The organism is Micromonospora yongxingensis, from assembly GCF_052601155.1.
This window is the reverse complement of record NZ_JBQXEO010000017.1, coordinates 103,188-116,143: the sequence shown is the minus strand read 5'-3', so window position 1 is coordinate 116,143 and position 12,956 is coordinate 103,188. Positions and strand designations below refer to the sequence as shown.

Below are 12,956 nucleotides of genomic sequence, written 5' to 3'. Positions count from 1 at the left end.
TGCCTCAATGCGGTCAGAAGCCACGGACAGGCGAGTCGATGACGACGAGTAGGGCAGCCAAGCTCCTGCGAAAGCCGGGGGATCCGCAACGGGCGACGTTCCTGGAGCTGTTCTTCGACCTGGCGTTCGTCTACGTGCTCTCCCAGCTTTCGCAGGTGCTCAGCCAGGATCTGACGTGGCGCGGCGCCTTCCACACGTTGGTGTTGCTGCTGGCGGTGTGGTGGGTGTGGTGCAGCACGGCGACGGTGCCGGACAGGTTCAACCCGCAGCGGCCGGCGATACAGCTGTTGGTCATCGCAACCCTGGTCGGCAGCCTGGTGATGGCGGTCGCGCTGCCTGAGGTGTTCGGCGCGCAGGGCCTGGTCTTCGCGGGCGCGTACGTCGTCCTCCAGGTCGGTCGCAGTCTGGTCCTTCTGGTCGCCCTGCGGGGCCACGAGTTGCAGCGCGGCGCGGTACGGACGCTTGTCTGGTTCGCCGTTTCTGCCGTGCCGTGGGTCGCGGGTGCGCTGGTGCACGGCACGGCCCGCGAGGCACTGTGGACGTTCGCCGTGGCCATCGACTATCTGGGCGGCAAGCTCCGCTATCCCACACCGGGCCTGGGGCGCTCGCCCAGCTCCGAACTGCCAAGCGCGGCCGAGCACCTGGCCGAGCGGCACCGGCAGTTCTTCATCATCGCGCTCGGCGAGTTGATCCTGGTCTCCGCCTCGACTCTTGGCGGCGAGGGCTTCGCGCCCTACCGGACCACGGCGTTCGTGGTGTCGATGGCCACCACGGTGCTGCTCTGGCGCATCTACCTCTACCGCGCCGGGGAGTTGTCCGCGGCAGCCATCGCGGGATCCTCGGACCCCGCGCGTCTCGGCCTGTCGGCGTTCTACGCCCACCTGGTCATGGTGGCCGGTGTCGTCGTCACCGCCGTCGGCGCCAAACTCGTCATCGTCCACCCGTCCGGTCGCCCTGAGACGGCCTGGATCGCGGTCATTCTCGGCGGACCCGCGCTGTTCCTGGTCGGGCGCTCCCGTTTCGAGTACGCCGTCTTCGCCCGGGTGTCCCGAGATCGACCGATCGGGCTGATCGCACTGGCCGCTCTGGCACCGGTCATGCTCCTCGTGTCGCCGCTCGTGGCCGCCCTCGCCGCCACCGCGGTCCTGGCCGGGGTCGCGATCGCCGACACCGCCCACGCGCGAGGGCACGAACCTGAGGCGCCGTCACCACCCGGCTAGCCGGAACCACAACGGACGACAGGAGCAGCATGGACCAGTTGAGCCGCCGCGCCCGCGACCTCGGGATCGTCGTCGGGCCGCTGCCGACCGGCCGGCACAACGCGATCACCGACGTCGCCGGGATCCTGGTCGGGCACACCACCATCGACGACGGCGCCGACCTGCACACCGGTGTCACCGCCGTGGTGCCGAGCCAACTCCGCCCGGAACGGTGGACCCTGCCGGCCGCCGTGCACTCCGGCAACGGCCACGGCAAGCTCGTCGGCTCGACACAGGTGGACGAACTCGGCGTACTGGAGTCGCCGATCGTCCTGACCGCAACGCTGTCCGTCTTCCGGGCGGCGGACGCGCTGCTGAGTCACCTGATGGACCGTCGCCCTGAGGTTCTGTCGTTCAACCCTCTGGTCGGCGAGACCAACGACGGCCACCTCTCCGACATCCGCCGCCGTCCGATCACTGAGGGGCACGTGCTCGCCGCCATCTCGGGGGCGTCCGGCGGGCCGCCGGCGGAGGGCTGCGTCGGGGCCGGCACCGGCACCACGACGCTGGGCTTCAAGGGCGGCATCGGCACCTCGTCGAGGACGGTACGGGTGGCCGACCGTCCAGCGACCGTCGGTGCCCTCGTCCAGTCCAACTTCGGCGGATTGCTGACCGTACTCGGCGTCCCGATGCCGGTCGACGAGCTGGTCCCGGACGCCGACCGGATCGAGCCCCCTGGCAACTCCTGCATGATCGTGGTGGCCACCGACGTACCCCTGGATGCCCGGCAGCTCGGGCGGCTCGCCCGGCGGGCGGTCTTCGCGATGGGTCGGGTCGGGGCGGCCTACAGCAACGGCAGCGGCGACTACGCGATCGCGTTCAGCACCGCAGAGCCGGACCAGCGTCCCATCCCGGACGGGGAGATCAACCCGGTCTTCGCCGCCGTCCTGGACTCGGTCGAGGAAGCGCTGCTCAACTCCCTCTTCACCGCAACCACCACCACCGGGATGGCCGGTCGTACCAGTCGCGCCGTTCCACACGAGGCGGTGGTCCGACGGTTGTCCGCGGCGGGCCGGCTGGCGGACCCGGCCTGACCGGGCCGGTGAGGGTGATCGCCAGCCCGGAGTGCTCGCCGACCACGGCTTCCGTGTCGTAAACGACGACCGAGGTCAGGCGGGTGGCGTGCTCTGGCGGCGCCTCCGCTCGATGTCCCTCTGGACCTCGGGATCCCACAGGGCGGCGTTCCAGTCCTCGGGCTGCGGCTCGGCCGGAAGCGGAGTCCCCGCCGTCGGCGACACGCTCTGCCGCTGCTGCGGAACGTCGTCCGCCAAGCCGGCCGGGCCGGCGGCGGTCGCTGGCGCCGCCGGCTCGGCGAGCCGGCGACTGACCCGGTTGTGGGTGATCAGCGACCCGATGATGACGAGGATCGCGGCCGCCGCCCGGACGACGTGAAACGCCGTCGGCGTCTTCATCGGCAGGAGGTACGACAGGACGAGGATGATCGAGCCCCCGGAGATCGCCCAGTTCCGGACCGCCGCGACCGTGCCTCCGTGGGCCTCGACGACGTCCTTCGTGGCGTTGGACCAGGCCAGGAAGGCGAAGAAGAGGGCCAAGGGCACGGCAATCGACAGTACGGTGACAACCTTCCCGCCTGGCGGCGTCAGCACGTCGGCGCTGATCCCCGCCCGGACCATCGACAGCCCTGCGAGCATCACGGCGAGCGCCACCAGAGCCCACAGGGCCGCTTGCCACCGCGCTGGCGGCGGGGTCACGGGAACGGGGCCGCCCACACAGCTGTGACCCTGTCCCGGGTGATCAAGCTGGATACCGCACTTCAGACAATTCATGGTCAGCCATCCCCCGTACTGACTGTTGAGGCCGCAGCAGGCTAGCAGCCGGGCGTGCCTCGGGCGGGGCTTGCAGGCGCAGGCTCCTGCCATGCTGGCTCGCATGCTGCCACCCGCTCTCGCACGAGAGCTGTCGATCCTGCGGAGGGCGTACCCCGATGGAGTGCCGGACGAGGACTACCGTGCCCTTCTCGTCGTCCTGTGGCCCGACTTCTCCGACCGCAACCTCGCCGCCGTCGTCGCCGAACTGGTCGGTGGTGAGCCTGCCCTCGTCGCTCACGACGCCACCGCGGCTGTGGCCGGCCAGGTACGGCCGCTGGCGCGCGACATCGAGAGGGTGCGGGAGCGGCTGGCTTCGGCCGGCTATGTGGCCGATGACGAGGTGACGGGCGAACCGGGGGAGTGACCGGAGCTGACGTCGGTCGTCAGCGGGCTCGGGCGGGACGGAAGGTGAAGATGCCGGCCCGGTCCAGGACGGCGACCACGAGCAGCACCCCGGTGGCGACCGCGCTGACCGCCAGCAGCGGTAGTCGCAGGGCGACCGCCGCGCCGACCAGCGCGAACAGGCCGACCACTCTCGGCCAGGAGATTCGCCGGTGGATCGCGATCGAGAACAGGATCCGCCCGAGGAGGAAGAGGGTCGGTCCGCCCAGGACGACCAGGACGCTGGTCGTGCCGCCGATCTCGGTGGGGTGGGCGATGGCGACTTCCGCCCCGACGGCGGTGGCCACGATCCCGGCGATCATCACCAGGTGCAGGTAGCTGGTGACGACGCCGAGCCGGGACGGGTCGGCGTGCTCGATGGCCGGGCCCAGGCGCTGGCCGGCGGGCGTCACGTAGAGCAGACCGATCAGCACGGCGTTGGCGAAGACCAGCAGGAAGGCGGCGGTCTCCGGGAGGTTCAGGCGGGTGCCGGCGTACGTGAGGCCGGCGACGAGGATGAGTTCGCCGAGCGCGATGATCATGATTTGCTGGTACCGCTCGGCGAAGTGCTCGCCCGCGAGGTGCAGCTCCTCCTGCCGGGCCCGCCCCAGCAACGGCGTGGGCCAGCCGAGTCGTGGGCCGATGAAGTCGATCGCGAGGGCGAGCACCCACAGCGGCACCCGCCACTCCGACAGGAACGCGCCGAGCAGCCACGGTACGGCGGAGACGCTGTACCAGGTGAGGATCCGCAGCGCCCGGCTCTGCCGCGGGTGACCGCGCAGCATGAGAGCGGTGACGGTGCCACGGGCGAGGTGGACCGCGACGTACGCGCCGGCGAAGAGCAGGCCCCGCCCGTCCAGTGCCTTCGGGATCGCCACGCCGGCCAGCAGGCTGCCCAGCGTGGCGCCGACCAGCAGCCCTCGGATCGGCAATGCCTCCGGGTCGTACCAGTCGGCGAGCCAGGTGGTGGTCACCCAGATCCACCAGACACCGGCCAGCAGCAGCGCGGTGCGCAGCGCACCCACCAGGCTGAGGTCGGCGAGGAAGTGCTGCGCCAGTTGGCTGAGGGCGAGGACGAACGCCAGGTCGAAGAAGAGTTCGAGGAAGGAGGCGCTGAGCGGCACGTCCCTTCCGCGCAGCAGCCGTTCGGGCCTGCTCACCATCGGCGCTCCTCCCGGTGGCACGCCCTGTGTCCGTCGTACCACCTGGGACGGACCGCCGGAGGCGAAAGCGGGTCAGCGCCGGATGCCGACCCCCGCGTAGCCGTGCGAGTCGACGAGCTCCGGTTCGCCGTCCGGCCGCCAGCGGGTGGTCTCCACCAGGCCGGGCTCCACCAGGTCGTACCCCTCGAAGAAGCGCAGCGTCTCGGCGTGCGTGCGCGGCACCAGCGGGGCGCTGCTGTTGCGGTAGACGGCCTGCCCCCGTTCGGCCAGCTCCGGCGGGATGCCGTCCAGCGTCAGGTGGGACAGCACCAGGTGGCTGCCGGGTGCGGAGGCGTCGCGCAGCCGGGCGATCGCCGCCCACGGGTCGGCCTCGTCCGACACGAAGTGCAGCACCGCGAGGAGCAGCACCGCCACCGGGCGGTCCAGGTCGAGCATGCCCCGCACGTCCGGGTGGGCCAGCAGCTCGTCCGGCCGCCGCAGGTCACCCTGGACGACCGCGGTCCCGGGTACGCCGGTCAGCAACTGCCGGGCGTACGCGACGGCCACCTCGTCGTAGTCGACGTAGACCACCCGCGCGTCGGGTGCCACCGCCCGCACCACCTCGTGCACGGTGCCCTGCGTGGGTAGCCCGGCGCCGATGTCGAGGAACTGGCGGACGCCCTGCTCGGCGGCGTACCGGACGGCACGGTGCAGGAAGTGCCGGTTGGTCTGGGCGGCGACCCCGGTCTCCGGGAAGATCTCCAGCACCCGGTCGGCGGCGGCCCGGTCGGCGGCGAAGTTGTGGCTCCCGCCGAGGAAGTAGTCGTACATCCGGGCGACGTTGGGTCGGGCGGTGACGTCGATCGTGTCGGGTGCCGGCTGGTCGGTCACGAGGGGGTTCCCTTCGACGGCGAGGTCGGATCCCGATGTCTAGCACCCGGGGGGACGACCCGCTGACCCCTCCTGTCGTTGATCCGGCTGCACCCCTGGTCAACGCCGACGACGGTGGGGGCACCGACTCATCGAGGAGCGACGCCGATGACCAGTCAGCGGGAAACCGTGCGGGTCGACCACGACCTGTTCCGCGCCGTGTACGACTCACCCGCGTCGCTGCCCGGTCGACACCGGTGGACGACGCCGGAGTCGGACGTCCGGCGGCTGGAGAAGTTGCTCGGCATGCCGGCGCGCAGCATCGGCGCCCCGCTCTGGGTCAGCGGCGACGAGCCGGACTGCCCGAAGTGCGGCCGGCGGGTCACCTGGTACGACATCGTCTCGTCGGCGCTGTCCGGCCTGCACGACAAGGCCATGATCGCGACGGTCATCCTCGGCGAGCACAAGTACGTCAACACCGAGGTGCCCGACGCCATCCCCGGTGTCCGCTGCGCCGACTGCCACACCGCGATCGACGGCCTGCGCAGCTTCAAGTGCCACAACTGGGCGTACGCCTTCGAAGCGTTGGAGGCTGTCCGCGAGCGGATGGCCGGCGGTGCCACGCCGACCTGAGCGGTGGTGGGTCAGCCGGCCGAGCGGCGGGCGGGGCGGCGGCCGGGCGGTGAGTGCGGCTCCGGCCCGGGGTCGGGCAGCGGTGGCATCGGCCGGACGACCGGCGCGGCACCGGTGACCCGCACCTGCTCACCGTGGTGCCACAGGTCGACCGCGGCGTCGGGGGCGGCGTCGGGCAGCTCGTAGCGGGCCTCGGCGGGAGTCAGCGTGACCCGCAGACGGTGTTCACGCCAGCGCAGGTTGAACGCCAACCGGTCGATCCGCCGGGGCAGGCGGGGGTCGAAGGAGAGCACCCCCCGGTCGTCGCGCAGCCCGCCGAAGCCCTGCACCAGCGCCAGCCACGCCCCGGCCAGCGAGGCCAGGTGCAGCCCGTCGGCGGTCTTGTCGCCCAGGTCCTCCAGGTCCTGGAGCACCGACTCGGCGAACAGGTCGTACGCCAGGTCGAGGTGCCCGACCTCGGCGGCCAGCACGGCCTGCGGGGCGGCCGACAGCGACGAGTCGCGGACCGTGCGGGCCTCGTAGTAGGCCAGGTTGCGGGCCTTCTCGTCGGCGGTGAACTCGCCCGGGCAGTGCTGCATGGCCAGCACCAGGTCGGCCTGCTTGACGACCTGCCTGCGATACAGCTCCAGGTAGGGGTAGTGCAGCAGCAGCGGATAGTCGTCCTCGCCGGTGTTCGCGAAGTCCCACTCCGGCTGCTCGGTGAACCCGGCGGCCTGCTGGTGCACCTCGCGCTCCCGGTCGTACGGGACGAAGACCCCGTCGGCGGCGGCACGCCAGCCCGCCACCTCTGCCGGGTCCACCCCGAGCCGGCCGGCCAGTTCGGGGTGGCGCTCGGCGGCGTCGGCCGCGCCGCGCAGATTGCGCCGGGCCATCAGGTTGGTGAAGACGTTGTCGTTGACCAGCGCGGCGTACTCGTCGGGGCCGGTCACACCGTGCAGGTGGAACGCGCCGTCGTCCGACCAGTGGCCGAAACCGTGCCACAGCCGGGCGGTCTCCACCAGCAGTTCCAATCCCGCCTCGGCGAGGAACTGCTGGTCGTCGGTGGCCGCCACGTACCGCAGCACCGCGTCGGCGATGTCGGCGTTGACGTGCAGCGCCGCCGTGCCGGCCGGCCAGTAGCCGGAGCACTCCCGGCCGCCGATGGTCCGCCACGGGAAGGTGGCACCGCTCAGCCGCAGCTCGGCGGCCCGCTCCCGCGCCTCCGACAGGTGGGCGTGGCGCCAGCGCAGCGCCGAGCGGGTCACCGCCGGAGCAAGGTACGTGAGCACCGGCAGGACGTAGCTCTCGGTGTCCCAGAGCACGTGCCCGTCGTAGCCGTTGCCGGTCAGCCCCTTGGCCGGGATGGTCCGGTCGGAATCCGGGCGGCCGGCCTGGATGAGGTGGAACATCGCGAACCGGACGGCCTGCTGGAGTTCCGGGTCGCCGTCGAGCAGGACGTCGGCGGCCTGCCAGGCCGCGTCGAGGGTGGCGCGCTGGTCGGCGAGCAGCGCGTCGAAGCCGTCCGCGCGGGCCGCGTCCGCCTCGGCGGCCACCAGGTCGGCCAGCTCGCCGGGAGGCGTCCCGTCGACCGACGCGCACTCGTACGCGGCGAACTTGGTCAGCCGCAGCCGCTCGCCCGGGTGCAGCCGGCCCGCCACGGTCAGCCGTACCCGGTCGGGGGTGCAGTCCCCGGTGGTGGTCACCGTGTCCGGCGCGTCCACCAGGTGGCTGACCGCCACCGCGACGCGCTGGCCGCTGCGCTCGGTGCGGTGCACCAGCACCCCGTCGAGACCGGCCACGCGGTACGTCTCGGCGGTCAGCGGATCGGTGAGCACCGAGGCCGCACGGGGGTCGTCCGACCGCTCCGGCACCCGCTCGTTGGCCAGCAGATCCGAGCAGACCCGCAGTTCGACGGCGGCGTCCAGCGGCTCCACCTCGTACCGGACGGCGGCGACCGGCCGGCGCGGCAGGGACACCAGCCGGGTGCTGCGGATCCGTACCCTCCGCCCCGCCGGGGAGATCCACTCGGTCTCCCGGCGCAGCACGCCGGCACGGAGATCGAGCACCCGTTCGTGGCCGCGCAGCGTCCCGGTCCGGATGTCCAGGGGTTCGTCGTCGACCCAGAGCCGGATCAGCGCGGCGTTCGGGGCGCTGACGATGGTGTCGCTGTCCCGGGGAAACGCATACCCCTCCTCGGGGTAGCTCAGCTCGCGCCGCTCGTGGAAACCGTTGACGTAGCTGCCGGGCATCCCGCACGGCGCGCCCTCGTCGAGGACGCCGCGCCAGCCGACCCACCCGTTGCCCAACGCGAAGATCGACTCGGTCTCGCCGAGCCGCTCCAGGTCGGCCGCCGTACGCCGGATCCGCCAGGTCTCCTCGTCCGCCGTCCCGGCGGCGGGCGGCGGCTGGTCGGTGGTCGAACTGGTGTGCACAGAACCTCCTGCGGGTGCCGACGTCCCTGTCCAGGGAAGCAGAGCCGGCTGTACGATCCCTGGACGAAGGTCGGGAGGCGGTCCCGACCTTCGACTCCTGCCCTGCCCCCTGGCGCGTTCCTACCCTGTCTCCCAGATGAACGAGGTATGAACATCTGGTGAGGTGATTCATGGTCGACACCGGCAACGTGGATGTTCCGGAGATCAGCGCCGAGTGGTACCACGACGTCGTCGAGGTCGCCGCCGACAGCCCGCACCCTGTGCAGTGGTTCGTCGGGCACGCCACCGAGGGGGTGATCCTGCTGCTCGGCGCGCTGCTGCTGGTGGCCGCGCTGAGACGCCTGGCCGGCAGCCCGTACGACCGGGCGCTCGCCCTGGTCGCGCCGGTGCCGGCCCTTGTGGCGTACGCGTCCAGCGAGTGGCTCAAGACGGTGGTGGACGAGGACCGCCCCTGCCGGGCGATCGGATCGGCGATCGTCGCGGGCACCTGCCCACCCCCCGGCGACTGGTCGTTCCCCAGCAACCACTCCACAGTGGCGGGTGCCCTCGCGGTCACCACGCTGCTGCTGTCCCGCCGCCTCGGGCTGGTCGCGCTGCCGCTGGCCGCCCTGGCCGCCTTCTCCCGGGTCTTCGTGGGCGTGCACTACCCGCACGACGTGGTCGCGGGCGTGCTGCTCGGCGCCCTGGTCGCCGTGCTGGCCACCCCGCTGCTGGCCCGCCTGGCCGCCGAGGCGCTACGCCGCCGCGCCGACCGCGTCCGCCGCCCGGTCCCCGACCTGGCCGGCCCACCCGGCCCCTGACCCTGCCCAGGGGTCAGGTGGCTGCCAGGAGCGCGCCGACGGTGCCGAGCAGCAGAAACGGGCCGAAGGGCAGGTGGGTGGTCCAGCGCGCCCGCCGGGCGGCCAGCAGACCCAGACTGACCAGCGCGGACAGCCCGAACGCGAGTAGCAGGCCGAACGCCAGGACCGGCCAGCCGTACCAGCCGAGCAACGCGCCCACGCTGAGCGCCAGCTTGGCGTCGCCCAGCCCGAAGCCACGGCGGCCGAGCAGCAGCGTGGTGGTCGCGAAGAGCAGGGCCAGCCCGGCACCGGCGGTGACGGCGCGCAGCCACGGCCCCGTCTCGGCATCGCCGAGCGTCGCGGCGCCGAGCAGCAGCCAGGTCCCGGCCGCCGCCGGCAGGGTGAGCCGGTCCGGCAGCCGGTGCACGGCCAGGTCGACGACGACCGCCGGGACCGTCCAGCCGAGCCACCAGGCCAGCGCCGCCAGCGCTCCGAACGGGGGGCCGACCAGCGCCAGCACGACCGCTGCGGCGAGCACGGCCAGTTCGACCGTGCCGGGTGGCGGCCCGACGCGGGACCGGCAGCCACCGCACCGACCGGCAGGCCCGAGCGCCGGCCAGGGCCGGGTCAGGCCGATCGGCGCGCCGCAGGCGTCGCAGCGGGTCCGGCTGGCGGTGCCCGGGGGTACGGCGTAGCGCAGGGCGGCCAACCGCAGCACCGGGCTGACCGCCAGGATCGCCAGCACGGCCGGGAGCGGGACGCGGCCGGCCACGGGTGCGGCTCCCCCATCCGGCGGGTTCTCCTGGCCCGGGGCGGTCGCCGAGGGGCCGGTCAGCGCCATGTCGACCCCACCGGGCGCCGGGCGTCGGCCGTGAAGGCGAACACGGATCGTGACTGAACGATCGCTTGGGTGTAGCGGATGGCGCGGAAAGCGACCTGCGCGGCCGGCCGTCCGACGGGCCTGCGGACCCGGTACGGACTGGCCACCGCGCGGGTTGGGGCGGCCCGTCGACCGGCCGCCACCGTCAACCGGATGCCGGGATGGAACCGCGATGTCCCACTCCCGAGACCGGCGGACCGGCCGGGGCAGCCCGACCCGACCCGGCGCCGTCCAGCCGTCGGCGGCCCCTCGGTCGGCAATTGCTCGGAGCGCAGCGCGGACACCCGCCACCACCACCTGTCATCACGGAGAGTGTTCACTTGAATTGCCTCTGTTGCATCGGCGAGCGTCAGCCTATGCTCGCCCCTTGGGTGTGACGCAAGCCTCACCACAACAACCGGACGACACAGGACCTTGCATTTGTAAAAGATCCGTATCGGTGAATGCAGAAGCGCAATGAACGGCTCCGGATGTGCTGATCCGGGCGCGCTTCCGCATGCCCGGCGGCGGTGAACCGTCGCCGCACCGGGCGACCAGGAGGAGGCGCGACGGTGCGCGGACGGCAGCTCAGACGAGCGGCAATCTGCCTGCTGACGGTCGTGGCGGCGGTGTCGCTCACCGGCTGCGGCAGCGGACGGGAGACCGTCGAACGGCCGGCACCGGCCCAGGGCGACGGGCAACGCGCGGATCCGGAGGTCGAACGGCAGGCCGCCGAAAAAGCGGCGCTCGACGCGTACTCCGGTTATCTCGCGGCCTCGCGTACGGCGAGCCGACGCAGTGATCCGCATGCGCCGGAACTGTCCCGGTTCCTCGCCGATCCACTGCTCACTCGGGTCCAATTGTCCATTCGCGAGGCCAAGGAGCACGGCGCTATGCGTACCGGGACCTTGAAGTCCGACCCGACCGTGACCGCGGTCAGCCTCGAGTCGAACCCGGCCACCGTGGACATCCAGGACTGCCTGGACGCGACCGGCTACCGGCTGGTCTACGCCAAGGACCAGCGGGTGGTCCCGGGCAGCGGCGGCGGCCGGCACTTCGCCACCGCCACCGCGACCCGCTATCCCGACGGCCGGTGGCTGATCAACTCCAGCGCGGCGCACCGGGACCAGCCGTGCTGACCTGGGGAGGAAGGGGCGCCCCGGCCCGTACCGCCCGGGCCGGGACGCCCCGCCGGGCGCTCGCCGGGCTCGGCCTCGCGCTGCTGCTGGTGGTCGGCGGAACCCTGCCGGCGGTCGCCGCCCAGCGTGCCGACCCGGGCGGGGACTGCCCGCTCGACCAGCCGGACTGCAGCGTCTGGGACGACGAGCCCGGTACGCCGGGCGGTGGCGGGGACAACGGCGGCGGGGATTCCGGCGGCGGAGACTCCGGCGGCGGTGGAGGCGGCGACGGCTGCCAGTGGGGCGGGCGGACCATCCCCTGCTACGACGACCTGCTCGGCTGGTTCAACAACGGCGACGGCTGCTACTACAAGGTGACCAAGGGGAAGGTCGATCCTCCCGAGGGTCAGCAGTGGTATCTGCAGACCTGCAACGGCGGCGACGTGGGTGCCCAGGACGTGGTGCTGCGGGACGGGCCGCCACCCGGTTACGGCGCACCGCCGGACCCGGAGGAGCTGGCGCGTCGCGCCCTGGCGTCGATCAAGCTGCTGCCCGCCCGGCTCCGGGTGGCGCCGCGCAAGAGCGTCGGCCCCGGCCTGGTCGGCCTGCCGGTCTGGATGTGGGCGACGCCGAGCGCCAACTACTTCGGCCCGCTGCACGCCTCCGCGTCCGACCGCGACGTGACCGTCTCCATCGAGGCGAAGGTCGACCGGATCGTCTGGGACATGGGCAACGGCGAGACGGTTCCCTGCGACGGCCCCGGCACCCCGTACGACGCGAAGGGCAGTCACGCCGGCCAACCCTCCCCGGACTGCGGCTACGACAAGGGCTACCCGAAGGCCGGCACCTACCGCGTCGGCGCCACCACCTACTGGACGGTGACCTGGCGTGGTGGTGGTGAGAGCGGCGAGATTCCGCAGACCCGGACCAGCGGCACCGTGCCGATCCAGATCAACGAACTCCAGGTGGTGACGCGATGAACGCGAGGAACGAGCGACTCGGGACGGCGGTGGCCCGGTGAGTCTCGCGACACGCAACGGGACCGGTCCGGTGGACGCGCCGGTCAGCCCGCCCAAGGTGGTCCGGCAGCGCCGGGTCCGCCCCGGGCTGCTCGGTCTGGCCGTACTCCTGATCGCCCTCGGTGGGCTCGGCTCGGCCTTCGCGGTCACGTCGGTCCGGGCCACCGGCAGCTACCTCGCGGTGGCCCGGCCGGTGCAGGTGGGCGGGGAGATCAGCGCGGCCGACCTGGTCACCGTGCAGGTCGCCGGCGGTCAGGGGTTGCGCCCGGTGCCCTCCGGCAGGCTGGACGAGGTGATCGGCAAGCGGGCCGCCGTGGCGCTGATCCCGGGCACCCTCCTCACGCTGGGGCAGGTCACCGACGACCCGCTGCTCGGCCCCGGCCAGCAGCAGATCGCGCTCGGCCTGAAAACCGCGCAGGTGCCGGCACGCGAGTTGCACCCCGGGGACAAGGTCCTCCTGGTCAGCACCCCGGACGACAACGCCACCGAAGGAGCTGCCGCCGGCACCCGGTTCACGGCCGTCGTGATCGACACGGACAACCCGGCGAACGACGACCGGGTGCTGTACCTGGCGCTCGCCGTCCGGGACGTACCCGCCGTGGTGGCGCTGGCCGCGCAGGAACGGATCGCCGTCGTGCTGACCGAGGCGGCCTGAG

General features: G+C 72.6%; 13 protein-coding genes. 8 read left to right on the top strand and 5 right to left on the bottom strand.

The features are described from left to right. Positions 1–38 precede the first annotated feature (38 nt). Complete coding sequence (locus ACTWLT_RS20890; RefSeq protein WP_445319824.1) at positions 39–1,220, top strand: low temperature requirement protein A; 1,182 nt, start codon at positions 39–41, stop codon at positions 1,218–1,220. Between the two features lie 29 nt (positions 1,221–1,249). Then, positions 1,250–2,293, top strand: a complete 1,044-nt coding sequence (locus tag ACTWLT_RS20885; protein WP_445319823.1) for a P1 family peptidase — start codon at positions 1,250–1,252, stop codon at positions 2,291–2,293. A gap of 75 nt (positions 2,294–2,368) precedes the next feature. Here ACTWLT_RS20885 and ACTWLT_RS20880 read toward each other — a convergent pair whose 3' ends face one another. Then, the gene (locus ACTWLT_RS20880; protein ID WP_445319822.1) at positions 2,369–2,818 is read right to left on the bottom strand and encodes a hypothetical protein; all 450 of its coding nucleotides are present in this window, start codon (positions 2,816–2,818) and stop codon (positions 2,369–2,371) included. Between the two features lie 319 nt (positions 2,819–3,137). On the opposite strand from ACTWLT_RS20880, the gene ACTWLT_RS20875 reads away from it, so the two are divergent. Continuing rightward, entirely contained in the window at positions 3,138–3,452 is a 315-nt protein-coding gene (locus ACTWLT_RS20875) for a DUF3349 domain-containing protein (RefSeq protein ID WP_445319821.1), read from the top strand. 19 nt (positions 3,453–3,471) lie between these two features. Here ACTWLT_RS20875 and ACTWLT_RS20870 read toward each other — a convergent pair whose 3' ends face one another. Together ACTWLT_RS20870 and ACTWLT_RS20865 are read right to left on the bottom strand one after the other, a co-directional pair. Then, the gene (locus ACTWLT_RS20870) at positions 3,472–4,632 is read right to left on the bottom strand and encodes a low temperature requirement protein A (protein WP_445319820.1); all 1,161 of its coding nucleotides are present in this window, start codon (positions 4,630–4,632) and stop codon (positions 3,472–3,474) included. Positions 4,633–4,704: 72 nt separating this feature from the next. Further along, on the bottom strand, positions 4,705–5,502 hold the full coding sequence (locus ACTWLT_RS20865; protein WP_445319819.1) for an SAM-dependent methyltransferase: 798 nt from the start codon (positions 5,500–5,502) through the stop codon (positions 4,705–4,707). A gap of 147 nt (positions 5,503–5,649) precedes the next feature. On the opposite strand from ACTWLT_RS20865, the gene ACTWLT_RS20860 reads away from it, so the two are divergent. After that, positions 5,650–6,114, top strand: a complete 465-nt coding sequence (locus ACTWLT_RS20860; protein WP_445319818.1) for a DUF8243 domain-containing protein — start codon at positions 5,650–5,652, stop codon at positions 6,112–6,114. Between the two features lie 11 nt (positions 6,115–6,125). Here ACTWLT_RS20860 and ACTWLT_RS20855 read toward each other — a convergent pair whose 3' ends face one another. After that, positions 6,126–8,525 (bottom strand): glycoside hydrolase family 65 protein, encoded by a 2,400-nt coding sequence (locus ACTWLT_RS20855; RefSeq protein WP_445319817.1) that lies wholly within the window; start codon positions 8,523–8,525, stop codon positions 6,126–6,128. Between the two features lie 170 nt (positions 8,526–8,695). Between ACTWLT_RS20855 and ACTWLT_RS20850 the strand changes: the two genes are divergently transcribed. Next, positions 8,696–9,325: a phosphatase PAP2 family protein gene (locus tag ACTWLT_RS20850; protein ID WP_445319816.1), complete on the top strand. Its 630-nt coding sequence runs from the start codon at positions 8,696–8,698 to the stop codon at positions 9,323–9,325. A 13-nt stretch (positions 9,326–9,338) separates the two neighbouring features. On the opposite strand, the gene ACTWLT_RS20845 is transcribed toward ACTWLT_RS20850, so the two are convergent. Further along, the gene (locus ACTWLT_RS20845) at positions 9,339–10,145 is read right to left on the bottom strand and encodes a prepilin peptidase (RefSeq protein ID WP_445319815.1); all 807 of its coding nucleotides are present in this window, start codon (positions 10,143–10,145) and stop codon (positions 9,339–9,341) included. Between the two features lie 620 nt (positions 10,146–10,765). Between ACTWLT_RS20845 and ACTWLT_RS20840 the strand changes: the two genes are divergently transcribed. From ACTWLT_RS20840 to ACTWLT_RS20830, 3 genes are read left to right on the top strand one after another with little or no spacing between them, the layout of a single operon-like run. Beyond that, complete coding sequence (locus tag ACTWLT_RS20840; protein WP_445319861.1) at positions 10,766–11,302, top strand: hypothetical protein; 537 nt, start codon at positions 10,766–10,768, stop codon at positions 11,300–11,302. Further along, positions 11,296–12,261, top strand: a complete 966-nt coding sequence (locus tag ACTWLT_RS20835; RefSeq protein WP_445319860.1) for a hypothetical protein — start codon at positions 11,296–11,298, stop codon at positions 12,259–12,261. Before ACTWLT_RS20840 ends, ACTWLT_RS20835 begins: the two co-directional genes overlap by 7 nt. Positions 12,262–12,298: 37 nt before the next feature. Next, the gene (locus tag ACTWLT_RS20830) at positions 12,299–12,955 is read left to right on the top strand and encodes an SAF domain-containing protein (protein ID WP_445319814.1); all 657 of its coding nucleotides are present in this window, start codon (positions 12,299–12,301) and stop codon (positions 12,953–12,955) included. Position 12,956: the final 1 nt, after the last annotated feature.

What these genes read in the sequence shown, in the direction of transcription:
- ACTWLT_RS20890 (WP_445319824.1), top strand. Translation starts at nt 39, where the DNA reads ATGACGACGAGTAGGGCAGCCAAGCTCCTGCGAAAGCCGGGGGATCCG.
- ACTWLT_RS20870 (WP_445319820.1), bottom strand. Translation starts at nt 4,632, where the DNA reads ATGGTGAGCAGGCCCGAACGGCTGCTGCGCGGAAGGGACGTGCCGCTC.
- ACTWLT_RS20875 (WP_445319821.1), top strand. Translation starts at nt 3,138, where the DNA reads ATGCTGGCTCGCATGCTGCCACCCGCTCTCGCACGAGAGCTGTCGATC.
- ACTWLT_RS20845 (WP_445319815.1), bottom strand. Translation starts at nt 10,145, where the DNA reads ATGGCGCTGACCGGCCCCTCGGCGACCGCCCCGGGCCAGGAGAACCCG.
- ACTWLT_RS20850 (WP_445319816.1), top strand. Translation starts at nt 8,696, where the DNA reads ATGGTCGACACCGGCAACGTGGATGTTCCGGAGATCAGCGCCGAGTGG.
- ACTWLT_RS20885 (WP_445319823.1), top strand. Translation starts at nt 1,250, where the DNA reads ATGGACCAGTTGAGCCGCCGCGCCCGCGACCTCGGGATCGTCGTCGGG.
- ACTWLT_RS20860 (WP_445319818.1), top strand. Translation starts at nt 5,650, where the DNA reads ATGACCAGTCAGCGGGAAACCGTGCGGGTCGACCACGACCTGTTCCGC.